This is a genomic window from Streptomyces sp. NPDC091287, assembly GCF_044768525.1.
GTDB lineage: Bacteria > Actinomycetota > Actinomycetes > Streptomycetales > Streptomycetaceae > Streptomyces.
On record NZ_JBIVUV010000015.1, the window covers coordinates 36,340 to 61,790 of the forward strand.

The 25,451-nt window shown below is 70.0% G+C and carries 18 protein-coding genes; 10 read left to right on the forward strand and 8 right to left on the reverse strand.

Going from position 1 to position 25,451, the window contains the following annotated elements:
- Position 1: 1 nt before the first annotated feature.
- Together ACIQRW_RS24820 and ACIQRW_RS24825 are read left to right on the forward strand one after the other, a co-directional pair.
- Positions 2-6,496, forward strand: a complete 6,495-nt coding sequence (locus ACIQRW_RS24820; protein WP_403764147.1) for an RHS repeat-associated core domain-containing protein — start codon at positions 2-4, stop codon at positions 6,494-6,496.
- A gap of 22 nt (positions 6,497-6,518) precedes the next feature.
- Positions 6,519-6,875, forward strand: coding sequence for a hypothetical protein (locus ACIQRW_RS24825; RefSeq protein WP_403764149.1), 357 nt, complete (start codon positions 6,519-6,521; stop codon positions 6,873-6,875).
- 129 nt (positions 6,876-7,004) lie between these two features.
- Here the strand turns inward: ACIQRW_RS24825 and ACIQRW_RS24830 are convergent, their stop codons facing one another.
- Positions 7,005-7,571, reverse strand: a complete 567-nt coding sequence (locus tag ACIQRW_RS24830; RefSeq protein WP_403764151.1) for an MSMEG_1061 family FMN-dependent PPOX-type flavoprotein — start codon at positions 7,569-7,571, stop codon at positions 7,005-7,007.
- A 211-nt stretch (positions 7,572-7,782) separates the two neighbouring features.
- Between ACIQRW_RS24830 and ACIQRW_RS24835 the strand changes: the two genes are divergently transcribed.
- The 4 genes from ACIQRW_RS24835 to ACIQRW_RS24850 all read left to right on the forward strand — a co-directional run bounded on the left by ACIQRW_RS24835 (position 7,783) and on the right by ACIQRW_RS24850 (position 11,937).
- The gene (locus ACIQRW_RS24835; protein WP_403764153.1) at positions 7,783-8,850 is read left to right on the forward strand and encodes a FecCD family ABC transporter permease; all 1,068 of its coding nucleotides are present in this window, start codon (positions 7,783-7,785) and stop codon (positions 8,848-8,850) included.
- Positions 8,847-9,935, forward strand: a complete 1,089-nt coding sequence (locus ACIQRW_RS24840) for a FecCD family ABC transporter permease (RefSeq protein WP_403764155.1) — start codon at positions 8,847-8,849, stop codon at positions 9,933-9,935. The genes ACIQRW_RS24835 and ACIQRW_RS24840 overlap by 4 nt, the downstream gene beginning before the upstream one ends.
- A 64-nt stretch (positions 9,936-9,999) precedes the next feature.
- The gene (locus ACIQRW_RS24845; protein ID WP_403764157.1) at positions 10,000-10,809 is read left to right on the forward strand and encodes an ABC transporter ATP-binding protein; all 810 of its coding nucleotides are present in this window, start codon (positions 10,000-10,002) and stop codon (positions 10,807-10,809) included.
- Positions 10,810-10,899: 90 nt separating this feature from the next.
- Positions 10,900-11,937: an iron-siderophore ABC transporter substrate-binding protein gene (locus ACIQRW_RS24850; protein WP_403764159.1), complete on the forward strand. Its 1,038-nt coding sequence runs from the start codon at positions 10,900-10,902 to the stop codon at positions 11,935-11,937.
- 89 nt (positions 11,938-12,026) lie between these two features.
- Here the strand turns inward: ACIQRW_RS24850 and ACIQRW_RS24855 are convergent, their stop codons facing one another.
- Positions 12,027-12,647: a YceI family protein gene (locus ACIQRW_RS24855; protein WP_403764161.1), complete on the reverse strand. Its 621-nt coding sequence runs from the start codon at positions 12,645-12,647 to the stop codon at positions 12,027-12,029.
- Between the two features lie 315 nt (positions 12,648-12,962).
- Positions 12,963-14,129: a DNA gyrase subunit B gene (locus ACIQRW_RS24860; protein ID WP_403764163.1), complete on the reverse strand. Its 1,167-nt coding sequence runs from the start codon at positions 14,127-14,129 to the stop codon at positions 12,963-12,965.
- Between the two features lie 483 nt (positions 14,130-14,612).
- On the opposite strand from ACIQRW_RS24860, the gene ACIQRW_RS24865 reads away from it, so the two are divergent.
- Positions 14,613-15,137, forward strand: coding sequence for a hypothetical protein (locus ACIQRW_RS24865; protein WP_403764165.1), 525 nt, complete (start codon positions 14,613-14,615; stop codon positions 15,135-15,137).
- 52 nt (positions 15,138-15,189) lie between these two features.
- On the opposite strand, the gene ACIQRW_RS24870 is transcribed toward ACIQRW_RS24865, so the two are convergent.
- Positions 15,190-15,861, reverse strand: coding sequence for a peptidoglycan-binding domain-containing protein (locus tag ACIQRW_RS24870; RefSeq protein WP_403764167.1), 672 nt, complete (start codon positions 15,859-15,861; stop codon positions 15,190-15,192).
- 167 nt (positions 15,862-16,028) lie between these two features.
- A complete protein-coding gene (locus ACIQRW_RS24875) occupies positions 16,029-17,255 on the reverse strand; it encodes a glycoside hydrolase family 64 protein (RefSeq protein WP_403764169.1) in 1,227 nt (408 codons plus the stop codon).
- Between the two features lie 372 nt (positions 17,256-17,627).
- Between ACIQRW_RS24875 and ACIQRW_RS24880 the strand changes: the two genes are divergently transcribed.
- The 3 genes from ACIQRW_RS24880 (at position 17,628) to ACIQRW_RS24890 (ending at position 23,647) form a co-directional block, all read left to right on the forward strand.
- Complete coding sequence (locus ACIQRW_RS24880; RefSeq protein WP_403764171.1) at positions 17,628-21,497, forward strand: endo-alpha-N-acetylgalactosaminidase family protein; 3,870 nt, start codon at positions 17,628-17,630, stop codon at positions 21,495-21,497.
- A gap of 291 nt (positions 21,498-21,788) precedes the next feature.
- A complete protein-coding gene (locus ACIQRW_RS24885) occupies positions 21,789-23,372 on the forward strand; it encodes an acyl-CoA carboxylase subunit beta (RefSeq protein WP_215111292.1) in 1,584 nt (527 codons plus the stop codon).
- 71 nt (positions 23,373-23,443) lie between these two features.
- Positions 23,444-23,647, forward strand: a complete 204-nt coding sequence (locus ACIQRW_RS24890; protein ID WP_030076048.1) for an acyl-CoA carboxylase subunit epsilon — start codon at positions 23,444-23,446, stop codon at positions 23,645-23,647.
- Positions 23,648-23,722: 75 nt separating this feature from the next.
- Here the strand turns inward: ACIQRW_RS24890 and ACIQRW_RS24895 are convergent, their stop codons facing one another.
- The 3 genes from ACIQRW_RS24895 to ACIQRW_RS24905 all read right to left on the reverse strand — a co-directional run bounded on the left by ACIQRW_RS24895 (position 23,723) and on the right by ACIQRW_RS24905 (position 25,445).
- The gene (locus ACIQRW_RS24895) at positions 23,723-24,304 is read right to left on the reverse strand and encodes an ATP/GTP-binding protein (protein ID WP_014048542.1); all 582 of its coding nucleotides are present in this window, start codon (positions 24,302-24,304) and stop codon (positions 23,723-23,725) included.
- Positions 24,285-24,941 carry a DUF742 domain-containing protein gene (locus ACIQRW_RS24900; RefSeq protein WP_403764174.1) on the reverse strand — a complete coding sequence of 219 codons (657 nt, stop codon included), beginning with the start codon at positions 24,939-24,941 and terminating at the stop codon, positions 24,285-24,287. Before ACIQRW_RS24900 ends, ACIQRW_RS24895 begins: the two co-directional genes overlap by 20 nt.
- A 90-nt stretch (positions 24,942-25,031) precedes the next feature.
- The gene (locus ACIQRW_RS24905) at positions 25,032-25,445 is read right to left on the reverse strand and encodes a roadblock/LC7 domain-containing protein (RefSeq protein ID WP_006127847.1); all 414 of its coding nucleotides are present in this window, start codon (positions 25,443-25,445) and stop codon (positions 25,032-25,034) included.
- Positions 25,446-25,451 lie beyond the last annotated feature (6 nt).

Genomic DNA, 25,451 nt, shown 5'->3' on the forward strand with positions numbered 1-25,451 from the left:
GTTGGCGCTCGCCCTCTCCGTACCGGCCGGACTCACCCCGATCGCCATGGCAGCGGACCCGTTGGGGCGTCCCGATGTCCCGGAGCCCCGGGTCAGCAAGGTCCAGACCGTTCCGGCCGTCGGGACGAGCAAGGCGCGCGAGCGCGCGGCGAAGAACAAGGCCCTCAACGCTCGGCAGGCGGCACAGGCCCGTGGCGAGCACGCGGCACGCTGGCCCAAGCCCTCGCGGAGTGACCAGGAGATATCCGGCAAGCCCGGCACATCGGGGGCCGGGCCCGTCTCCCTGACCGCGCCTCGCCCCGCGACCTTCTCCCGCGCGGCGAAGCCGACGCCGATTGCCGACGGCACGGCCAGGGTGAGCGTTCTCGACCAGAAGGCCGCTCGAAGCGCGGGTGTCACCGGCGTGATGTTCACCGTCGCGGCGGACTCCCCGGGCGATGCGGGGCTGATGGTCGACTACTCCTCCTTCGCCGACGCGGTGGGCGGAAACTGGGGGCCCCGCCTCGGCCTGGTGTCCCTCCCCGCATGCGCGCTGACCAGCCCGCGGAAGCGGGAGTGCCGAGCGCAGACCGTCGTGCCGTCCCGGAACGACGCCGTCGCGCAGACGGTTTCCGCACAGGTGGCCGTACCTCGTACTGCCGCGACCAGGAGCGGCGCGTCCTCGGCGGCCGTCTTCGCCGTGACGGCATCCGCCACTCCGGCGTCCGGCGCGGGCGACTACCAGGCGACGCCGCTGGCAGCGTCCTCCAGCTGGGAGGCCGGCGGCTCGTCGGGATCGTTCACCTGGTCCTACCCTCTCAGTGTGCCGCCCGCAGCCGCGGGCCCGTCGCCATCTCTCGGCATCTCCTACGACTCGGGCAGCATCGACGGCCGGACCTCGAACACCAACAACCAGGGTTCCATGCTGGGCGAGGGATTCGACCTCACCTCCTCCTACATCGAGCGCAAGTACGGCTCGTGCGAGGACGACGGGCAGAACGACAAGCTCGACCAGTGCTGGAAGTACGAGAACGCCTCCCTCGTCCTGAACGGCAAGTCCACCGAGCTCGTCAAGGACGACGGCACGGGCGTCTGGCGGCTCAAGAACGACGACGCCTCCCAGGTCACCCACGAGACCGGCGCCACCAACGGTGACGACGGCGACGACATCGTGGGCGGCAAGGGCGACGGCAAGGGCGAGTACTGGAAGGTCATCACCGGTGACGGCACGGTCTACACCTTCGGCCTGAACAAGCTGCCCGGTGCGGGAACCGAGCGGACCAACTCCGTCTGGACCGTGCCCGTCTTCGGCGACGACTCCGGAGAACCCGGATACTCCTCCGGCACCGGCTTCTCCGGCCGCGCCAAGACCCAGGCGTGGCGCTGGAACATCGACCTCGTCACCGACGTCCATGGCAACGCCGCCACCTACTGGTACAAGGCGGACACGAACCACTACGCCAAGAACGGCGACAAGACCAAGCTCGCCGAGTACACCCGAGGCGGCTACACCCAGGAGATCAAGTACGGCCTGCGCTCGGACGCCCTGTTCACCGGCAACGCGTCCGGGAAGGTGGACTTCGACTACAGCGAGCGCTGCACCGCCGACGACTGCTCCTCGTTGACCGAGGACACCGCGAAGAGATGGCCGGACGTCCCCTTCGACGCCATCTGCACGGCCGGCGAGACCGACTGCCTGGCCACCGGCCCGTCCTTCTTCACGCGCAAGATGCTCACCGGCATCAACACGAGCGTCTGGTCCACGGCCGCCGAGCCCGACGCTTACAAGCCGGTCGACAGCTACACCCTCGCCTACCAGTTCCTGGACGGCGCGGACATCGGCAACCCCTCGGACAAGACCCTGGTCCTCAAGTCGCTCCAGCGGACCGGCAAAAATGGCGGAACTGTCGCCGTTCCGCCGGTGGAATTCGGCTACCACATGCGGCCCAACCGGGTCGACGCCACGGACAACATCCTCCCTCTGACCCGCCCGCGCATCAACACCGTCACCAGCGAGACCGGCGCCATCACCACGGTCACGCTCTCGGACCCGCAGTGCGTCCGGGGCAGCAAGATGCCCAAGGCGGAGGACGACAACAGCCTCTCCTGCTACCCGGTGTACTGGCCGGTCAACGGCGGAGACCCGGAACTGGATTGGTTCCACAAGTACAACGTCACCGCCGTCACCACCTCCGACCCCGCGGGCCAGAACCCCGCGGTGGAGAACTCGTACACCTACGAGAACCCCGGCTGGCACTACAACAACGACCCCTTCACCCCTGAGGACGAGCGGACCTGGTCCAGCTGGCGCGGCTACCAGAAGGTCACCACGTACACGGGCGACGCCGACCATCCGCAGTCCAGGACGGTCCGCCTGTACATGCAGGGAATGCACGGTGACAAGCGCCTCGACGGCACTAGCCGCAGCGTCCAAGTACTGGGGATCGACATCGCGGGCCTGAACGCCTCCGACGCCACCGACCTCGACGTCTACGCGGGCTTCCTGCGCCAGGAAATCACGTACAACGCGGCGCAACCGGTCTCCGTCTCCTTCAACAACATCTGGTACAAGGAGACCGCCAGCCAGCAACGCTCGTATGCCAGCACCAAGGCGAACTACGTGCGCACCGCCCGGGCGTACCAGAACACCTACCTGCCCGTCAGCAACACCTGGCGACGCAGCCAGACGACACACACGTACGACCCCACCTACGGCATGGTTACCCGGAGCGAGTCGAGCGGTGACCTGGCGAAGTCCGGTGACGAGACCTGTAGCCGCACCTGGTACGCGCGCAACCCGGCCGAGGGGCTGACGAGCATCGTCTCCCGTACCCGGGTCGTCGGGGCCGCCTGCTGGGACTCCGCCGGGGCGACCGTGACCGATGACAAGCTGAGTCTGCCGACGAACTCCACGACCCGGGGGGACGTGCTCTCCGACACCGCGGCCGTCTACGACAACGCCGCCGGCTGGACCGCTACCCAGACCCCGACCCGCGGGCTCGCCACCTGGGCCGGCCGGGCCAAGGCCTACCCGGCAGCCGTCGGGACCAGCGACCGTCACCCGGCGATGAACGGCGGCTGGCAGACCCTCGCCAAGACCACGTACGACACCCTCGGCCGCCCTCTCACCGTCACCGACGCCAAGGAACACGTCACCTCCACCGCGTACTACCCGGCGGCTGCCGGCCCGCTTACCGCCACCATTGTCTCGGCCCCCAAACTGACCTCTTCCAACGGCCAGGTCCACAAGTCGTACACCTACCTGGACCCGGCTCGCGGTTCGGTCACCAGCACGGTCGATGCGAACAACAAGGAGACCGAGAGCACCTATGACGCCCTGGGCCGCGTCACCGCCACCTGGGCGCCCAACCGGACCCAGGGCATCGACACACCGACGGCGAAGTACGGCTACAACTTCGCGCGCGGCAGCCAGCCCTGGAGCTCCGTCAGCACCCTCAAGGGCGACGGCCAGACCTACCGGACCAGCTACGCCATCGCCGATGCCCTACTGCGTCCGCTTCAGAGCCAGACCGACTCACCCCTCGGCGGCCGGATCCTCACCGACATCCGCTACGACTCGCGCGGACTCGCCTACGAGACGTACGCGGACATCTACGACAATCTGCAGACTCCGAACGGCACCTACGCCCGTGCCTCCTACGCCCACACCCCGGCGCTGACCCGGACGGCGTTCGACGCGGCGGCCCGGCCCACGACGACCACGTTCACCGTGTTCGGGGAGGACCGCTGGTCGACCACCACCAGCTACACCGGAGACTCGACCGCCACTACCGCGACCAAGGGCGGCAACGCCACTCGCACCATCACCGACGCGCTGGGCCGGACCGCGGAGACTCGCACCTACGGAGGCACCACTCCGACGGACACGGCGTACGGAGCCGCTGCCGGCACCCCGTACACCCGGGTGAAGTACGACTACACCCGTGACGGCAAGCCGTCGGTGATCACCGGCGTCGACGACGCGAAGTGGACCTACTCCTACGATCTGTTCGGCCGCGAGACCGACACGACCGACCCGGACAAGGGCCGCACCCGCACCGAGTACACCGACCTGGACCAGGTCGGCGTCACCACGGACGCGCGCAACGCGAAACTGCTCTACGCGTACGACGAGCTGGGCCGCAAGACCGGCCTGTGGCAGACCGCGCAGTCGGAGGCCAACAAACTCGCCGACTGGACCTACGACACGCTCCTCAAGGGGCTGCCCGACGCGTCCACCCGCTACGTGGGCGGAGCCACCGGCAAGAAGTACAAGAAGCAGGTCGCGGCATACGACACCCTCGGCCGTCCCACCAGTAGCAACGTCGTGCTGCCGGCCGACGAGCCGATGGTCACCTCCGGGGCCGTCACGTCCACCCTGACCTTCGGTACGGCCTACTTCCCGGACGGGAGCGTTGCCAACACCAAGGAGCCCGGCGCCGGAGGTCTCGCTGCCGAGATCGTCTCGGCCACGTACAACCCCACCGGTCTGGTCACGAAGCTCTCGGGCACGAGCCCCTATCTCCTCGGTGTGACCTACTCCGCCATCGGCCAGGTGGAACAGCTCTCGCTGGGAGCGGGTGCGAAGAACACCTACATCACCAACAAGTACGAACCGGGCACCGGCCGCCTCACGCGCAGCCATGTGACGGACCAGACGCACCCGTACATGTTGCAGGACCTCAACTTCGCCCGGGACGACGCCGGGAACGTCCTGTCGATCCTCGACCCCACCACGCTGGGCGGCACCGGCAAGGCCGACAACCAGTGCTTCACCTACGACGCGCACCGGCGCCTGACCGAGGCCTGGACCCCGAAGTCCGCCGACTGCTCCACCTCCGGCCGCACGACGGCCAACCTCGACAGCGCGGCGCCGTACTGGACGAGCTACAGCTACAACAGCGCGGGCCAGCGCAGCAGTGAGACCAGCCACACCGCGACCGGTGACGCGACCACCGGCTACGAGTACAAGACGCCGACCGGTCAGCCCCACCCCCTGGTGAAGACCACCGGGGCGAAGGCCGCAACGTACGGATATGACCTGGCGGGCAACACGACCACTCGCCCCGGCACCCAGGCGACCCAGACCCTGGCCTGGAACTCCGAAGGCGAACTGGCCTCCACCACCGAACCGGCGGCCGGGACCAAGCCGGCTCTGGGCACCAGCTACCTGTACGACGCGGACGGGGAACTGCTGATCCGCCGCGCTACCGGCGACGGGGACACGGTCCTTTACCTCGGCTCGACGGAGGTGCGCCTCACCGTCAAGGGCACCGCGAAGACGGTCACGGGCACGCGCTACTACAGCGCCGCGGGTCAGACGCTCGCCGTCCGTACGGCCACGTCGGGCACGGCCGGCACCAAGCTCAGCTTCCTGGCCGCCGACCACCACGGCACCAGCAGCATCGCCACCGATGCCACCACTCAGGCCGTCACCAAGCGCTACAGCACGCCGTTCGGCGCCCCGCGCGGGCCCAAGCCGACCGCCTGGCCGGACGACAAGGCATTCCTCGGCAAGCCGGCCGACTCCGCGACGGGCCTGACCCATATCGGCGCCCGAGAGTACGACCCGGGGATCGGCCAGTTCATCAGCGTCGACCCGTTGCTCGAAATCGACAAGCACCAGACACTCAACGGCTACAGCTACGCCGGCCAGGCACCCGCCACGAACTCCGACCCGACCGGCACCTGCCTGGACCCGGGCAACGGCAGGTGCCAGCCCGGGGACAACAGCGGCAAGCCGGACCCGTCGTTCCCGATCAACACCAGTTCGCCGCCCGGCGACGGCGGGCCGGGCTGGAACGGGACGGCTCCGACCGGCGGCACCGGGGGCACCAACGGTGATGGAGGCGGTGGCGGTGGCGGCGGTGGTGGCGGTGGAGGAACCTGCTACTACGCCATGGGAACCGGGAACTGTGGATCGGGGATCGCGTCCGTGACTGGCCCGGCATATTCGAAAGAATATTACGGGAACTATCAGGGAGGTTATCCCGCTGCGCCCGGGCTGTCCGGAGAGGCCAGTCAGGAGGTCGTCGAAGAGATCCTCCTTATCATGTGCGGATGGGTGCCGGTTGCTGGGGCCGGATGCGATGCATATGACGTCAAGCGTTCCCTGGACGAGGAGGACGCGGTCGGTGCTGGATTGGGGATTCTTGGATTTGTCCCTCTTTTCGGTGACCTTGCCAAGTTCCCGAAGCAGCTCAAGAAGGTTGACGATGCTGTCGAGGCAACAGACACCACACGCAAGGCTCTGAAGCCTGACTTGTCAGACCCGCAGACCTTCAGGGGCGCCACTGCCGGTGATGTCGAGAAGGCCCTCGAAGGGCTGGAAAGGGCGCCGGCGCCGCATTCCACCGGTGGTGGGTTCAGGGTCCGCATACCTGGAGGCATGGCGATAGTCGAGGCGGGTGACGAAGCCATGAACGACGTGACGCACAAGGCGCCGTATATCAAGTTTCAGATCGGGAAGAAAGTGGAAAGAATTCCCCTCGCAGGTAATCCGGCTCTCGATGACTAGCTGGAGGGGTATCGTGCGCAAAATGAATGAAGATGAGTACTTCCTCTACGTGAATGTTCTGGAGGGTTCCGCGTTGTGGTCCATCCTCGCCGATCGCAGCGGAAGTGAAGACGAGGCTGCCTGGGAAGCCCTCATTCCGCTCTATTCGGATCTGCTGATCCGCTGGGTGAATCTCGGGTACGTGAAGCTGGTGGTGGGTGAGGGGTGGACCGCCGCGGAAACAGGCCGAGATCTCCCCCGGGGTCGAGCGGTCGGCGTGCTCGCCGACGAGTCGAGTTGGCGTTACGTGCCCGAAGAGGGAAAGCAGATCTGTGTTGTCCCCGGCGAGGTTCGAATTACTGATCATCTCGCGTTGTCCGGAGACTCCGGGGCTCGATGACCGATTTCGGGGTAGCTATAAGAAAAGCCCGAACTTTCGGTTCTGCGAGACAGCCGGAGCGATGATCCGAGGTGGGTGGCCATGGCATGCCCGGCGCCATCGGCGAAGGGCATGCCGCCCACCTCCCGTTCAGCCGGTCTCCGCCCCTGCCCACGTCTGAGGCGCCCACACTCCCGACCGCTTCAGTGACGCCGGGCAGTGGCGGAAGATCTCGTCGATCTCGACGACCAGGGCCAGCTTCGGGCGCTGGCCCTGCACCGTCATCGCGTCGAAGAACGGGGCGTCCGTGACGATGTGGGCCCGGCCGTTGACGCGCAGGACGTCCATCGCGCCGGGTATCAGGTAGAGCAGGCCCACGCGCGGGTTGGCCAGGATGTTGTGGAAGCTGTCCGCGCGGCGGTTGCCCGGGCGGTCGGGGAGGGCGATGGTGCCCGGGTCCAGGACATGGGTGAAGCCGGGGGCGCCGCCGCGCGGGGTGGCGTCGCAGTTGCCGGCCGCGTCCGACGTGGCCATGGTGCACAGCGGCGAGCGGGCCAGCAGGTCCAGGTCGTCCTCGGTGAGCCGGTCGTGGACCTTGTCGATGACGATCGGGTGCGGGGTCCCCAGGAGCTCGCGCAGTTCGTCCGCCGAGCCCAGGGGTACGGCCCCGGCCAGCGGACCGGTGACAGGGGCGGAGGGGGCGGTGGCGTACGACAAGGAAGTGCTCCGGAGCTCGTGGGGTGCGGCAGCGCATGGTCGAACAGGCGCTGTTAGGGTGACCTTACTTTGGGCCCCCTTGTGTTCCCCGTCCGGGGTGGACCGGTCGACGAGGGTGTCACCCGTGCCCCGGGGAGCCCCGGTGCCGACGAGCAAGGGTTGAGGAACGAACAGTGCACCACCGCATTCCGGCCGCCCCGGTGGCCCGGTCGTGAGCGGCCCGGCCCTCCTGACGAAGGAGAAGCCGCCGGGCGGCGGCAAGGAGACGCGGCGCAAGCGCAGCCGCCCCGTGCTCGCCCTCGGGCTCCTGGCCGCCCTCGCCGTGCTCTTCCTCGCCGTGATCGCCAGCCTCGCCATCGGGTCCGGCGACGTGCCCTTCCGGGACGTCGTCGACGGGGTCCTCGACCCGGACACCTCGGTCAAGGGCCAGCTCATCGTCCAGGAGGTCCGCATCCCGCGCACCGTCGCCGGGCTGCTCGCCGGTGCGGCGCTCGGCCTCGCGGGCACGGTGATGCAGGGCGTCGCCCGTAACCCCCTCGCCGACCCTCAGCTCCTCGGCATCAACGCGGGCGCGTCCGTGGCCGTGGTGTGCTCGATCACCCTGCTCGGGTTCACGGTCGCCACCCAGTTCATCTGGTTCGGCTTTCTCGGCGCGCTGCTCGCCGCCCTCCTCGTGTACGGGGTCGGCTCGCTCGGGCGGGAAGGCGCCACCCCGGTGAAACTGGCGCTCGCCGGGGCCGCGACCAGCGCCGTGCTCACCTCGGTGACCAGCGCGATCCTCCTCCAGGACCGGGGCAGCTACGACCAGTTCCGGTTCTGGCAGCTCGGCGCGCTGACCGCCCGGTCCTCCGAGGTGCTGTGGCAGGTCTCGCCGTTCATCGCGGCCGGTGTCGTCCTCGCGCTGGCCCTCGGGCCGCAGCTCAACGCCCTCTCCCTCGGCGACGACCTGGCCCGCGGCCTCGGCCAGCGGGTCGGGACCATCCGGATGGTGTCCGCCCTCGCCGTGGTGATCCTCTGCGGCGCGGCCACCGTCGTCGCCGGGCCCATCGGCTTCGTCGGGCTCGCCGTACCGCACGCCGCCCGGCTCATCACCGGACCCGACTACCGCTGGGTGCTCCCGTACAGCATGGTGCTCGCCCCGGTCATGCTCCTCGTCGCCGACATCGTCGGCCGGGTCATCGCCCGCCCCGGAGAGGTCCAGGTCGGCGTGATCACGGCCGCCATCGGCTGCGTCCCGTTCATCTGGCTGGTCCGGCGCAGGAAGCTGGTGGAACTGTGAGCCGCACACCCGCCGTCGTCGAGGACGCCGCCCGCGCGGACAAGGAGCGGCTCGCCGACGCCGTACGCCAGGTGTCCGCCGTACGCGGCCGGAGCCTGAGGCGCTCCGTCCTCGTCGGCGGCGCCCTGCTGGCCGCCGTGATCGTCATGTTCGGCGTCTCGCTCAGCTTCGGCGACATGGTGATGCCGATCGGGAAGGTCGTCGCCACCCTGTTCGGCGGCGGCGACGGCGGATCACAGTTCGTCGTCCTGGAACTGCGGCTGCCCCGCGCCCTCCTCGCGATCCTCGTCGGCGCGGGATTCGGCCTCTCCGGAGCCGTCTTCCAGACCGTCCTGCGCAACCCGCTCGCCAGCCCCGACCTCATCGGCATCAGCGCCGGGGCCAGCGCGGTCGCCGTCACCGCCGCCCTGCTCTTCCAGGTCAGCGGGCTCGCCCTCTCCGCGAGCGCCCTCACCGGTTCCCTGGTCGCCGGGGCGGCCATCTACCTGCTCGCCTGGCGGCAGGGCATCGCCGGCCAACGCCTGGTCCTCGTCGGGATCGGCGTCGGCATGGGCCTGTCCAGCATCGTCTGGTACGTGATGGCCCGCTCCGACGTCACCGACGCTCAGGAGGCGTTCCGCTGGCTCGCGGGCAGCCTCAACGGCCGTTCCTGGGGCCAGGTGTGGCCGCTGCTCACCGCTCTCGGCGTCCTCGTTCCGCTCACCGTCCTCGCCGCCCACGCGCTGCGCCCCCTCCAGCTCGGGGACGACGCCGCCGCCGGGCTCGGCGCGAAGGTCGAGGGCGGCCGGCTCGCGCTGCTGGGCTGCGCGACCGCGCTCGCCGGGGTCGCGACCGCCGCCGCCGGACCCGTCGGGTTCGTGGCGTTCGTCGCCGCCCCGATCGCCCGCCGCCTGGTCCCGGGCCGGGGCGCGGCCCTGCCGCAGGCGGCCCTGACCGGGGCGCTGCTGGTCCTGGTCGCCGACTTCGCGGCGCAGCACGCGCTGCCCTCCGTGCAGCTGCCGGTGGGCGTGGTCACGAGCATCATCGGCGCCCCGTATCTGCTCCTGCTCCTCGCCCGCGCGAACCGCGTGGGCGGCGGGGGCTGACATGGCGAAGCGGACAGGGACGGAACAGACAGTTCAGAAGGACGACGAAAGGCGTGGCCCCCTCGTGGCCGATCACACTCTGGAAGCCCGGGACGTCCGGCTCGGTTACGGCGAACGCGAGATCGTCCCGGGCCTGAGCGTGGCGGTGCCGCCCGGCCGGATCACCGTCATCGTCGGCCCCAACGCCTGTGGGAAGTCGACACTGTTGCGGGCGATGGCCCGGCTGCTGGCCCCGTCCGCCGGGGCGGTGCTCCTGAACGGCCGGTCCATCCAGGACATGCCGACCAAGGAGGTCGCCGCCGTACTCGGGATCCTGCCGCAGAGCCCCACGGCCCCGGAGGGCATCACCGTCTCCGACCTGGTCGGACGCGGCCGTTACCCGCACCAGGGCTGGTTCCGCCGCTGGAGCGCCGAGGACGACGAGGCGGTCGCGCGGGCCCTGCTGTCGACCGACGTCCTCGAACTCGCCGACCGTTCCGTGGACGAGCTGTCCGGCGGCCAGCGCCAGCGGGTGTGGATCGCGATGGCGCTGGCCCAGCGCACCGACATCCTGCTGCTCGACGAGCCGACGACCTTCCTGGACGCCAGCCACCAGCTGGACGTCCTGGACCTGCTCACCGACCTCAACCGCGAGCAGGGCGTCACCATGGTGGCCGTGCTGCACGACCTGAACCTGGCCTGCCGGTACGCGGACCACATGATCGCCATGAAGTCGGGGCGGATCGTCGCGGAGGGCCGACCGGTCGACATCGTGACGGAGGAGCTGGTCGGCGAGGTCTTCGGCATGCGCTGCTCGGTGATCGAGGACCCGGCGTCGGCCACCCCGATGGTCGTGCCACTGGGCCGCCACCACGTGAAGGACCCGGCTGCCTGAGCCACGCACGGAACCGTGTGGGCCAGGTACGGAACCCGGTGGGTCCACCCGATGGCACCGTTGTCATTAGGTGAGGCTAACCTAAAGGGCATGAACGCTTCCGCTCCCCGCGCCCGGCGCCCCCGCCGCACCCCTCTCCTCGCGGCCGGCGCTGTCGCCGCCCTGCTCGTCGGCCTCTCCGCCTGCGGTTCGTCCGGTGACTCCGACAGCTCCGCCTCCTCCGCCTCCTCCGCCTCCGAAGGGGCTTCCGCAGGCGCCTTCCCCGCGAAGGTGGCCACGAAGTTCGGCGAGGTTACCGTCGACAAGCAGCCCGAGCGCATCGTCGCTCTCGGCTGGGGCGACGCCGAGACCGTGCTCGCGCTCGGCGGCCAGCCGGTCGGGGCCAGTGACTGGCTGCCGTTCGGCGGCGAGGGCGTCGGCCCGTGGGCCAAGGGCATGTACGACAAGAAGCCGGAGCTGATCGGCACGATGGAGCCGGAGTTCGAGAAGATCGCCTCCCTCCAGCCGGACCTGATCCTGGACACCAAGTCCAGCGGCGACCAGACCCGCTACGACACCCTGAAGAAGATCGCCCCGACCGTGGGCGTGCCCAAGGGCGGCGACCAGTACAAGCTCTCGTGGGAACAGCAGACCACGATGATCGCCGCGGCGATGGGCGTGCCGGAGAAGGGCGAGAAGCTGATCGCGGAGACCGAGAAGAAGTTCGAGGCCGCCGCGAAGGCCCACCCCGAGTTCAAGGGCCGGACGATCACCCTCGGCTCGCGCACCTCGGAGGGCTTCGGCGTCTACGTCGGTGGCACCGGGCGCGTCGACTTCGTCGAGCGGCTCGGCTTCGAGAACAACCCCGAGGCCGAGGCCAAGGCCGGCGAGAGCTTCTCCGTCCCGGTCTCCAAGGAGAACCTGGACATGCTCGACGCCGACCTCACGGTCATGGCGCCGATCGGCATCCCGGCCACCGACATCAGCGGCGACCCGCTGTACAAGGCGGTCCCGTCGGTCAAGACGGGCAACGCCCTCGTCTTCGACGACAAGGACATCTCCCAGGCCTTCGCCACGGACTCGGTCCTGTCCGTCTCGTACGCCCTGGAGAAGGTCGTCCCGCTCTTCGCGGAGAAGGTCGCGAAGTAGCTCTGAACGCACCGCGCGCCCCGTCCCCGGGAGAACCGGGTGCGGGGCGCTGCTGTGTGACGGGCGGACGCGCTCGGCGTCCGGAGGCGTCAGGCCGTCGGGGCCGCGGCCTTGATCGCGGAGATGTCGAAGGTCAGCTTCACCTTGTCGCTGACCATCACGCCACCGGTCTCCAGCGCCGCGTTCCAGGTCAGGCCCCAGTCGGAGCGCAGGATGTCCGCGCTGCCCTCGAAGCCGACGCGCTCGTTGCCGTAGACGTCGGTGGCGGAGCCGTTGAACTCCAGGTCGATGGCGAGCGGACGCGTGACGTCCTTGATGGTCAGGTCGCCGGTGATCCGGTACGCCTCGCCGCCCAGCTGCTCGGCCTTCGTCGAGCGGAACGTCATCAGGGGGAACTTCTCGGCGTCGAAGAAGTCGCCGCTGACCAGGTGGCCGTCGCGGTCGGCGATGCCGGTGTCGACGCTGGCGATCTTCACGTCGATGGAGGCGGAGGAGTTCGCCGGGTCCGTGCCGTCCACCACCAGGGTGCCCTCGTGCTCACCGAAGGAGCCGCGCACGTTCGTGACCATCGCGTGGCGCACGGTGAAACCGATGCTGCTGTGCGCGGGGTCAAGGGTGTACGTGCCGGTCAGGGCTGCCAGCGCCGGGTCCACCGAGGGGGCCTCGGTGACGGTGGGGGCGGCGGTCGACTTGCGGGTGAACAGAGCCATGGCTCCTCCTCGGGGATGCGCTGCGGGGGACGGATCGAGCGGCGCCGAAGGTGTTGTTCAACCTTCAACAAGTTCGACTGTAACCCCATCTAGTTCAAAGTTCAACATCTGGCGTTCGGGCATCTGCGTGTCCGGGCCGGCTGGGGTGATGGAGCAACCTGCTGTCCGGCCCGGCGAGCGCGGCCCGCTGTCACGGCCCACGTCGACCGCGTGCACGGGCTGAGGCCGCCACCGGCCGGACAGGTCGCCTGCGGCGCTCGGCGGACCCAGGCACACGAACCCGTCCGCGCCCCCGCGCATGGCTCTGCCAGCTGTTCAGTCCCGGCGATCGGTCCGGAGGATCCGGTCGACGATCTGCGCGGCGCGCTGCGGCTGCTCCTCGAACCAGCTGCCGAGGTGTTCGCGGACAGCCTCCCCGACACAGCCGCGTACCTCGGTGTTGCCCAGCAGTTCGCGCGTGGCGCCGAGGTATTCGGGGTGGTCGAGTTTCACCGACACGACTGCCGTGAGGCCATCGCCGATCCGGTCGGCCCGGGGAGCGTTGTCCCCTGCCGGCAGCCCTCTCTCACGCGCGTACGCGGTGACCGCCGCCGCCACTCCGTCTCGGAAGCCGTCCACGTGCGTGCCGCCCTCACGAGTGGCCCGGCTGTTGGTGAAGCCGCGTACGCGCTCCTGGTCGGAGCCGCTCCACAGCAGGGCCACCTCCATCGTCCCCGCCATCCGCGGATCCTCGTGCTCGAAACCGATGACGTCCGGGGGGAAGAAGGCCCCGGTCTCCGCGTCGAGGGCGGCCACGAAGTCCCGCACGCCGTCCGGAAACCGGAAGCTCACCGCCCGGGCCCCGCCCGCCGGGCGCTCGTCGGTCAACGAGATTTCCAGGCCCCGGTTGAGGAAGGCCACCTGCCGGAAACGCTCAGCCAGCACGGCGAACGAGCACCGCGTCGTTTGGAAGAGCTCCGCGTCGGGCCAGAAGGCGATGACCGTCCCGCTTCCGGCCGTCGGCCCCGTGGCGGCGGGCCGGGCGGCCGCGACACCGCGCGCGTACTCCTGCACCCGGCGCGTCCCCCCGTGCCGCACCTCGGCCGTCAGTCTGCTCGACAGGGCGTTGGGCACGAAGAGCCCCGTAAGGCACCCCGGGCTCACGTGCGCGATGTGCCGACCACCGCGTTCAGCGGCGGGCAGGCCGGTCAGCAGCGCTTCGAGACCGCCGCCGCCGGTGTCCCCGTCGGCCGCGAAGGGAACCTCAGGTCCGCGGTCGGCGACCCGCACTCCGCCGTCGTGGGTCAGCGTGACATCGACGGAGCCGCCTTCGCGGCCGGTCAGAACACGGTTCACGGTCCACCCCACGACCTGGAACACCAACTCGTGCAGTCCGCGTTCGCCCGTCGAGCCAACCCACATACCGGGCCGCTTCCGAACGGCTTCCCGCCCCTCCAGCGCCTCGATCCCGACCCCGCCGTACCCTATCCTCTTCCCACTCACGAAGACCCCTCCCATGGTGTTCGGTAGATAGCCGCAGCCTATGCAGGATCCATGAAAACGCCAGGTCAGGGGTGTTTCGGCGAAGTTGTGAGCGGGTGGGTGGGAGCGTGCGGGAAGCAGTCGGTCGGCGGGCCCCGGACCACGCCCGGAACACGGCCGCAGCCCCGCCGAAGCCGCGTACGGCCTCACTCCGGGCACCCCTGAGGCCTCTCATTCCATCAATGGCGGGTGGACGGCCAACGAAGCTCGACCCGGTGGACTGCCGGGCCCACGTCGAGGCGATGCGGGTCCCGCCCCACCCGGGCGTCCCGCCATCCCAGGACTCCGCCCTCCCAGGGGGCCTGTCCCCCTGAGGCGTCCCGCCGAGTCGTCCCGCCCTCTGGCGGACGCGCGTAGAACTCGGGCACTATCTCCCTGCCCGGCGTGCGCGGCCCCGCGCCCGTACGTCCCCTGATTTGTCATGAGCAGGAGGAATCCCCCCCCATGGTGACCCGTCCACGACTCCGCTCCGCCCTCACCGCCCTGGCCCTCGTCCTCGGCGCCCTCTTCGTGCCCGGTATCGGCGCTCTCGGCAGCGGTGCCACCGAGGCGCACGCCGTGACCAAGCTGACCCACGCGCAGGCGACCTCCCGGTTCAGCTCGTCCGGGGTCACCTGGTCGTCCTCCGGCGGCTGCTCCAACCGGTCCGTCCCCACCTGCACGTCGTTCGACCAGCTCAACCTGGCGAGCGCCCAGGGCGCGCAGACCCTCAAGAGCGCCACCGGCTGCGCGCTCAACATCACCGGCGGCACGGAGACCGGGCACGCCGGCGGCACGTACTCCCACTGGAACGGCTACAAGCTCGACTTCGCCAAGAGCACCTGCCTGAACAACTACGTCACCGGCACCTTCACCTACATCGGCACGCGGGGCGACGGCGCGCGCCAGTACCAGTCCGGCTCCGGCAACATCTACGCGGACGAGGGCAATCACTGGGACGTTACTTACTACAACTGCGGCGGCTGCTGACACCAGCGATGGCCGAAGGGGCCGCCCCGCACCGGGGGCGGCCCTCACCGCCCTACGGGATCGGGTCGGCGTCCGGGCCCTCCTGCTCCAGCAGGTCCCGGGCGAAGTCCTCCCACTGCGCGTACCGGTCCGGATGCGCGGACCGCTGGACCGCCTGGCACACGTCGCCGGGCTCCATCGACTCCCAGCCGTCGATCTGGAGCAGCCCCGGATTGGCGCTGGGCGAGGGCAGCCCGTAGAAGGACTTCGCCGCGGTCGGCACATGGGTGATCTGCGCCGGCGTGCCCCAGCCCATGCTGGGACGCTGCTGGAAGACGCCGAGCGAGTCATGGTCGACCGGAGACGTGTAGTTGACGAACTTCGACTCCTGCATCGCCGTCATCAGCGCGATGACCTGGGCCTCCTCGGAGAGCTCCGCCCCCTTCCCGACGCCGATGACCGTCCGGGCGTGGGCCAGCTGCTCCGGGCCGAGGTCGGCCGCGGCGGCGAAGAACACCCGCAGCTCGCTGTCCGGGGCCGACCTGAGCAGCCGCGCGGTGGCGGTGTCCACCCGGCCGGTCGCGGGCAGGCCGTAGCTCTGCTGGAAGGCGCGCAGGCCGTGCGCGCCGGGGGCCTGCGGGGCGGGGGACGGCGGCGGGGCGGGGTCGGCGTGCGCCGGAGCCGCTGCGGTGAGCAGGAATCCGGCGGCGACCGCCGCGAGCATGCGGCGGGGAAGTCGGTTCATTCGCATACGGAACCGTCCCGGGGCACCGGGGCGAAGTCAAGAACGCCACACAACGTGTCAATTGATGAGGTATCGGATGGCCCGAAGGCGTCGGTCGGGGCCGGACGTGCGTGTGCCCCCGCCGGAAGGAACAAGGGGCGGGGGCACACATGCCTACCGGGCGGGCGTCAGGAGCCCACGGTCACCGTGAAGCGGCGCGGGTTCCCGTCGTGCGCCGCGCCCGAGACGTCCGGCTCGCCGTCCGGGCGGACGTCGTCGTACGGGAACGCGTAACCGATCGGGCTGTTCGCGTGGACCACCCGGGACCAGTGGTTGGTGACCGCTCCCTTGTAGTAGTCCGCCGTCGACGTGCCGTTCGGCTGGCTCGGGTGGCTCAGCATGATCGAGCGGTTGAAGCCCGCCGCCAGCCGGGCCAGGATCGCCTTCTTGTCGTCGGAGTCGCCCGGGTTGTTGGTGAACGGGCCGTGGTTGCAGGTGAAGATGTCCTTCGTCTGCGGCTTGACGAAGGTGTGGCCGCCCTCGAAGGTCAGCGTGTCCCCGCTGACCCGGCCGGCCAGCGTGCCCCGGCCGCCCTGGAGGTCGATGCGCAGGTCCTCGGAGCGGTACTTCTCCCAGACCTCGTCGATCTGCGCGGTGAACAGGTCCCGGAACGGCATCTCGGCGGGCCGGTCGAAGTACGGGGCCATGATGTTCTGCGGCGAGACGACCCGCAGGACGCCGCCGTCGTCGCTCCGGGTGATCAGCTTGTCCCACGGCTGTCCGTCGGCGGCGGCCTGGGCGGTCAGGTCGTCCGCGATCCGCTGCACCGCGCCGTCCGGGAGCGGGGCCACGGTGTGCGTCGCGTCGCCCTCCAGCGTGATGCCGATCGGGAGGGCCGTCACCAGGTCGACGTAGCTGATGTTGGAGTACAGCTGCTCGGTGTTGAAGGTGAACTCGCAGAACGACCAGGTGCGCCCGTAGTTGGGGTCCGTGGGCGTCGCGAAGGCGGGCTCCACGAGCGAGGGACCCGGGTTGAGGTAGAAGTCCAGCTTGTCGTCGCGGACGAAGTAGACCCGCGCCCCGTACATCTGCGGCAGGGTCAGCACGACCGGACCGGCACCCGCGCCCTTGAGCGGGATCGCGCAGTCGACGGGCAGCGGGGTCTGCGGCGCGCCGGGCGAGTCGGGGCGGTAGACGCCGCCGTCCGGCTTGAGCAGCACCCAGCGGTCGGTGCCCAGCTCGTGGCCGGTCACATACGCGTGCACCGTGCCCGGCAACGACTTGTTCTCCAGGGCCAGTTCGCAGGTCGCCGGGGCCGCGGAGGCGCGGGGACTCAGAGCGGTGCCCCAGGCGGGGTACGTGAGCGCCGCGGCCGAGGCGGCGGCGCCGGTCAGGAATATTCGGCGTGAAATCACGAGGGGACTCCCGAGGTGGTGGGGGGCCGCAGGCGGGTGGTGGGGGGTGGCGCGGGGAGGTACAGGACCGTGGGGGTGCCTGCGGTGCGCACCACTCTCGCGAGGCCCGGAACGAGCGTCAAGACTTGTGACTGAGAGCGCTCTCAAAAGTGCCGGGTCTTCACAACTCGACGCCCCGAAGCGGTACTTGCCGGAACCGAGCGGGTGCGAACCGTGACCGCCCGGGGGCGTCGACGGCCAAGAGGTGAACGAGGCCCCGCTCGGCCCCGCACCGTCCTGACTTGGACTAACGCACCGGGGTTGTTGGACGGAGTCGGCCCCCGGAGCCGAAGTTCGTTGACGATGTCCGGACACGGCGACTACTCAGGGGCCATGTCGCCAAGATTCCCTCGCCCCGGCCTGGTCGCCGCGGCCTCAGCAGCCGTCCTGGCGCTCAACGGGACCGCCCTCCCCGCCGCAGCCGCCGATCCGTCCCCCGCCCCGGCCGGGGCGGCGGAGTCGGCCGGCTCCGCCGTCATCGGATCCGACCGGCTCGCCGTCGCCGTCGCCGACGACTTCCCGCGCGTCCTGTCGTACACCGACCGGGGGAGCGGTGAGCAACTGCTCGGCTCCACCCGGCCGGTCACCGCCGTCACCCTCAACGGGACCGCCCACCCGGTGAAGCTCAAGGGCTCGCCGAAGGTCACCCGCTCAGCGGCCCGCTACACCCTCGCCTTCGAGGACCTCCCGGGCGTCGAGATCGACGCCTCGCTCACCGTCTCCGGGCGGGCCACCACGTTCAGGGTGACCGCCGTCCGCGACACCGCGGCGTTCCGGGTCGGGACCATCGACATTCCCGGGCACGACCTGATCTCGGTCGGCTCCGCCGAGGCCGGGGCCGCCACCGCGTTCACGAAGCTCGACCCGGACTCCACCCGCACCGCCGACGTCTTCGCGAAGATCACCGGGGAGACCGAACCCGACTCCGCGCCCGTCGGGGCCAGTTACGCGATCCTCAACAACGGCTCGCTCGCCGCGGCGGTCGAGTCCAACTCCTCGTACGACAAGCCCGCCGGGGCCACCGGCGGCGACGACGCCCGCTTCTGGCACCAGGCGCGCGCCGAGGAGGGCGGCGGCGTCCGGGTCGGCGTCTGGTCCGGCCAGTGGACCTACCGGGGCGAGGGCGCGCCGAAGCCCGAGAGCGGCGAGAACCTGCCGTGGGCCAAGGTCGTCGTCACCCCCGACGCCAACGGCGACAAGGCCGTCGACTGGCAGGACGGGGCCGTGGCCTTCCGCACCATCGGCGTCACCGCGCCGGGCAGCGAGGACACCGCGAAGCGGGTCGTCACCCATATCCCGTTCAACTTCGCCAGCCAGGCCACCCACCCCTTCCTGCGCACCCTCGACGACGTCAAGCGGATCTCGAAGACCACCGACGGCCTCGGCCAGCTCGCCGTCCTCAAGGGGTACGGCTCCGAGGGCCACGACTCCGCCCACCCCGACTACGGCGGCAACTACAACAAGCGGGCCGGCGGGCTGAAGGACCTCAACACCCTGCTCAAGGACGGCGAGAAGTGGGGCGCCGACTTCGGCGTCCACGTGAACGCCACCGAGTCCTACCCGGAGGCCAACGCCTTCTCCGAGCAGCTCGTCGACAAGACGAAGCCCGGCTGGAACTGGCTCAACCAGAGCTACTACATCGACCAGCGCCGCGACATCAACAGCGGAGACCTGGAGAAGCGCTTCCAGCAACTGCGCGACGAGACCCACAAGAACCTCGACTTCCTCTACATCGACGTCTACTACAGCCACGGCTGGATCGCCGACAAGACGATCCAGGCCGTACAGAAGCAGGGCTGGACCGTGGGCACCGAGTGGGCCGACAAGTTCGAGCGCGCCTCGCTCTGGTCGCACTGGGCCAACGACCTCAACTACGGCGGGGCCACCAACAAGGGCCTGAACTCGCAGATCACCCGGTTCATCCGCAACGGCGAGAAGGACATCTGGAACAACCACCCGGTCCTCGGCCAGACCGCCCTGGAGGACTTCGAGGGCTGGACCGGCGAGACCGACTGGAACGCCTTCACCGCCAACATCTGGCAGAAGAACCTGCCCGCGAAGTACCTCCAGCAGCAGCGGATCACCCGCTGGGACGGCAACGACATCACCTTCACCGGCGGGGTGCGCGGCACGGTCGAGGACGGGAAGCGGACCTTCTACGACCAGGGCCGCAAGGTGCTCAGCGGCACCGACTACCTGCTGCCGTGGGACAGCGGCAAGAAGCTCTACCACTACAGCGAGACCGGTGCCACCAGCAGCTGGGAGGTGCCCGGCAAGGGCCCGTACACCGTCTACGAGCTGTCCGACAACGGCCGGAAGAAGGTCGCCACCGTACGCCCGGCGAACGGGAGGATCACCCTCACCGCCGCCGCCGGACAGGCCTACGTCCTCTACCCCGACCGTGCGCCGAAGGAGACGGAGGCCGCCTGGGGGAAGGGGACCGGGCTGAAGGACCCCGGCTTCAACGACCGTGACCTGAAGGGCTGGACGAAGACCGGCACCGCCGCCCGCGACACCGACGAGCAGGGCCGCAACAGCGCCGAGCTCTCCGGCCCGGGCCCGGCCGCGCTCTCCCAGACCGTCACCGGACTCAAGCCCGGCAAGCGCTACACCGCCTCCGCCCTGATCGAGGTCGAGCCCGGCGCGAGCCGTCGTACGGTGTTGAGCGCGGGCGGGAAGGCGGTGGCCGTCGAACGCTCCACGGCCGAGGACTTCGTCGCCGCTTCCGACTGGCATGGCACCTACTTCCAGCGCGCCAAGGTCAACTTCACCGCCCCCGCGAACGGTCGCACCACCCTCCGCGTCGAGGCGGCGGCGGGCTCCACGGCGAAGGTCCGCGCCGATGACGTACGGATCGTCGAGAACGCCCCCGCGACCCGCAGCGGCACGGTGGCGTACGAGGACTTCGAGGCCGTCGACCAGGGCTGGGGCCCCTTCCTCAAGGGCGACGCGGGCGGCTCCACCGACCCCCGCACCAGCATTTCGCAGCTCCACGCCCCGTACACCCAGTCCGGCTGGAACGGGAAGCGAGTCGACGACGTGCTCGGCGGGAAGGAGTCCCTCAAGGCCCACGAGGAGAACACCGGGCTCGTCTACCGCACCGCCCCCTGGACCGTCCCGATGAAGGACGGACACCGGTACGAGGTCGCGTTCGACTACCAGTCCAGCCACGCCGGGGCCTACAGCTGGGTGGAGGGCTACGACCGGGCCGCCGACGGCAAGGCCTCCTCGACCGAGACCCGGGCCACCCCGATCGGGCAGCAGCGCACCACCGGGAAGTTCAGCCGGACGCTCACCGCGGGCTGCGGCGACACCTGGACCGGGCTGCGCAAGCTGCCCGGAGCACCCGAGGGCGCGGACTTCGTGCTCGACGGCTTCACCGTCACCGACCTCGGACCGGCCCCCGCCGGGCAGGAGGCCGTGTGCGGCACCCTCGACGTGGCCGCCGACGCCGAGACCCTGGAGCCGGGAGCCCCGAACACGGTGAAGGCGACCTTCGGCAACGACGAGGCGAGCGCTGCCACCGGCGTGCGCCTCGCGCTGACGGTGCCCGACGGCTGGAAGGCCGAACCCGTGGGCACGGTCGCCTTCGACTCGGTCGCCCCGGGCGCGAAGGCCACCGGCAGCTGGCGGGTCACCCCGCCCGTCGACGCCCCCTACGACACGTACGCGCTGGACGCGAAGGCCACGTACACCGTCGGGGGAGCGGCCAGGACGCTCGGCGCGGGAACCTCCGTCCGTACGCTTCCGCCCCCGCCCACCGCGGACAGCTGGGCCGGCGACCTCGACTGGACCGCCTCGCAGAACGGCTGGGGTCCGGTCGAGCGCGACCGCTCCAACGGGGAGTCCGGGGCCGGTGACGGCAGCCCCCTGAAGATCGGCGGCGTCGCCTACGCGAAGGGCCTGGGCACGCACGCCCCGGCGAAGATCCGCTACTACCTGGGCGGGAAGTGCACCTCCTTCACCGCCGAGGTGGGCGTGGACGACGTCCAGGCCACCCGGGGCAGTGTGCGGTTCTCGGTCACCGCCGACTCCACGGAGAAGGTGGCGTCACCGGTGCTGCGGGCGGCCGACCCCGCCTGGAAGCTCACCGCCGACGTCACCGGCGCGAAGTACGTCGAGCTGATCGTCCAGGACGGCGGCGACGGCAACGGCAACGACCACGCCGACTGGGGCGACGCCCGCTTCCACTGCGGAGGCTGACCGCCGTCCGCCCGGCTTCCCGGGCGCGGTGGGCGGCGGGGAAAGGTGCCGCGCCATACTGAGGGGGCCTTGTGGGCCCGCCATACTGAGGGGGCCCTTGTGGGCCCCCTCAGGGGCATGTGGCCCACGGCACACCCCCCTCTTGTGGGGTCTTCACAACCGAAAGCGGCGTTTCGCTGGTGGATCGCGTGCACGGCGGCGCGGTTCTGTTCACTCCCACCACGAAACCGGGCAGGAGACTGTACGGAGTCGACGGCACGATTTCTGGGTCGGTGTTCGTAGGGTCAGTACATGACCGTTGTGGACGAAACCCAGGGCCGGCCGAACGACGCCCGAGGCCGGGTGGCCGAACTGCTGGCCCTGCGCGAGCAGGCGCGGCGCGGACCGAGCGAGCGGGCGACCGAGGCGCAGCACGCCAAGGGGAAGCTGACCGCCCGGGAGCGGATCGAACTGCTGCTGGACCCGGGTTCGTTCAAGGAGGTCGAGCAGCTGCGCCGGCACCGGGCGACCGGTTTCGGCCTGGAGGCGAAGAAGCCGTACACCGACGGTGTCATCACCGGCTGGGGCACGGTCGAGGGCCGCACGGTCTTCGTCTACGCGCACGACTTCCGGATCTTCGGCGGGGCGCTGGGCGAGGCGCACGCCACGAAGATCCACAAGATCATGGACATGGCCATCTCGGCCGGTGCTCCGCTGGTGTCGCTGAACGACGGCGCCGGGGCCCGTATCCAGGAGGGCGTCTCGGCGCTCGCGGGCTACGGCGGCATCTTCCAGCGCAACACCCGGGCGTCCGGTGTGATCCCGCAGATCAGCGTGATGCTCGGCCCGTGCGCGGGCGGCGCGGCCTACAGTCCGGCGCTGACCGACTTCGTGTTCATGGTCCGTGAGACCTCGCAGATGTTCATCACCGGACCGGACGTCGTGAAGGCGGTCACCGGCGAGGAGATCACCCAGAACGGCCTCGGTGGCGCGGACGTGCACGCCGAGACCTCGGGCGTCGCGCACTTCGCGTACGACGACGAGGAGACCTGCATCGCCGAGGTCCGCTACCTCATCGGGATGCTGCCCTCCAACAACCGCGAGAACCCGCCGACCGTCGAGAGCGACGACCCCGCCGACCGGCGCGGCGACGTCCTGCTGGACCTCGTCCCGGCCGACGGCAACCGCCCGTACGACATGCACAAGGTGATCGAGGAGCTCGTCGACGACGGCGACTACCTGGAGATCCACGAGCGCTGGGCCCGCAACATCATCTGCGCGATGGCCCGCCTGGACGGCCAGGTCGTCGGCATCGTCGCCAACCAGCCGCAGGCGCTGGCGGGCGTGCTGGACATCGAGGCCTCCGAGAAGGCCGCACGTTTCGTCCAGATGTGCGACGCTTTCAACATCCCGATCATCACTCTTCTGGACGTCCCCGGCTTCCTGCCGGGCGTGGACCAGGAGCACGGTGGGATCATCCGCCACGGAGCGAAGCTGCTCTACGCCTACTGCAACGCCACCGTGCCGCGGATCTCGCTGATCCTGCGGAAGGCCTACGGAGGCGCGTACATCGTCATGGACTCCCAGTCCATCGGGGCCGACCTCACCTACGCCTGGCCGACCAACGAGATCGCGGTGATGGGCGCCGAGGGCGCGGCCAACGTCATCTTCCGCCGGCAGATCGCCGACGCCGAGGACCCCGAAGCCATGCGCACCCGCATGGTCAAGGAGTACAAGGCCGAGCTGATGCACCCCTACTACGCGGCCGAGCGCGGTCTCGTCGACGACGTCATCGACCCCGCCGAGACCCGCGAGGTGCTCATCGCCTCGCTCGCCATGCTCCGCAACAAGCACGCCGACCTGCCGTCCCGCAAGCACGGCAACCCCCCGCAGTAGTCCTCCTCCGCAGCGGCGCGATCCGCCGCACGGTCCACGACATCCTGCCGAGAAGACGGAGACACCCCACCATGAGCCTGACGTCCGCCGAGTCCGTCCTGCGCGTCGAGAAGGGTCACGCCGACCCCGAGGAGCTGGCGGCCATCACCGCCGTCCTGATGGCCCGCGCCGCCGCCCAGCCCGCCGCCCCCGCCCACCGCGGCCGTGACACCGCCGGCTGGCGGCGCCTGGAGCGCACGCCCGGCTTCCGCGCCCCGCACAGCTGGCAGGGCTGACCTCCTCGGTGACCGTACGAAGAAGGGCCCCGCACTCCGAGGAGTGCGGGGCCCTTCCACGTACCGACCGGTGTCCTAGCGCAGCCGCGCCATCAGGGCGTGCTCGACCAGCGTGATGAGCGCGCTCTTGGCGTCCGCGCGGTGCCGGGCGTCCGTCGTCAGGATCGGGGTGTCCGGCCCGATCTGGAGCGCCTCGCGTACTTCGTCCGGGGTGTAGGGCTGGTGTCCGTCGAAGCCGTTGAGGGCGATGACGAAGGGAAGCCCGCTGTTCTCGAAGTAGTCGACGGCGGGGAAGCAGTCGGCGAGGCGGCGGGTGTCGACCAGGACGACGGCGCCGATGGCGCCGCGGACCAGGTCGTCCCACATGAACCAGAAGCGGTCCTGACCGGGCGTACCGAAGAGGTACAGGATCAGGTCCTGGTCCAGGGTGATGCGTCCGAAGTCCATGGCCACCGTAGTGGTGGTCTTGTCCCCGGTGTGGGTCAGATCGTCGATGCCCGCCGAGGCGGACGTCATCACGGCTTCGGTGCGCAGCGGGTTGATCTCCGAAACGGCACCGACAAACGTGGTCTTACCCACGCCGAAGCCCCCTGCCACCACGATCTTCGCCGAGGTAGTGGAGCGGGCCGCTCCGCCGCTAGAGCTTGCGAAGTCCACTGAGCACCCTTTCGAGCAGTGTCACATCTGGCTGGCCGCCGGCGGCCTCGTCGCCGCCGGGCTGATGGATAGCGACGAGTCCGGCCTCGGCCAGGTCGGCGACGAGGATCCGGGCAACGCCGAGGGGGATCGAGAGCAGGGCCGAGATCTCGGCCACCGACTTGATCTCGATGCAGAGCCGGCAGATCCGCTGGTGCTCGGGCAACTGCCCTTGCAGCCGGGACAGATCGGCCGTGGTGCTGACCAGCGCCTCGATGGCGAGCTGGTAACGCGGTCGGGTCCGGCCGCCGGTCATGGCGTACGGACGGACCAGCGGGTTGTGCGCGGCGGGCTTGGCGGGCTCGGGAGCCCGCCGCTGCTGTACCGGCTGAATGCGCGGCTGCTGGGGTGCGTCGTACCGCTGGGGCTGCTGCGGTTGCTGCGGCCACCCCGCCCCCGGCTGCTGCGGGGGCCACTCGGACCCCTGCGCGCCGTGAGCACCCTGCTGCTGCTGGTGGTGCTGCGGCTCCTGGTATGGCTGGTACTGGCCGGGGCCCTGCCCGCCAGATGCGGCAGGGAAGCCGAAACGGTTGTCACCGTGCTCACCCGGAACCCTCTGGTCACCGTTGTACGGGTGCCCGCCTGTGGGTGTTGCCACGTTTCCTCCTCCGACTGCCGGTCACCGATCCCAGTGGGGCCGCGCCACCGCACTTTATGGCGCGGTGGCGAGAAACGCACTGTCTGTCTGCTAGTTAAGAAGACTTCCCTGAAGTTCGGCGCGGAGGTCCGGAGTCAGGACACTGCCCGCGCGGTCCACCAGAAGGGCCATTTCATACCCAACCAGACCGATATCGGCGTCCGGGTGGGCCAGAACAGCGAGTGAGGATCCGTCGGAAATGGACATGATGAAGAGGAATCCCCGCTCCATCTCCACAACGGTCTGATTCACGGCGCCGCCCTCGAAGATCCGCGAGGCGCCCGCGGTCAGCGACGTCAGACCGGAGGCGACGGCCGCCAGCTGGTCGGCGCGGTCGCGCGGGAAACCCTCGGACATCGCCAGCAGGAGTCCGTCGGCGGAGACCACCACCGTGTGCGACACCCCGGGGGTGTTGTCCACGAAATTGGTGATCAACCAGTTGAGATTCTGCGCCGCCTGGCTCATCGGGCT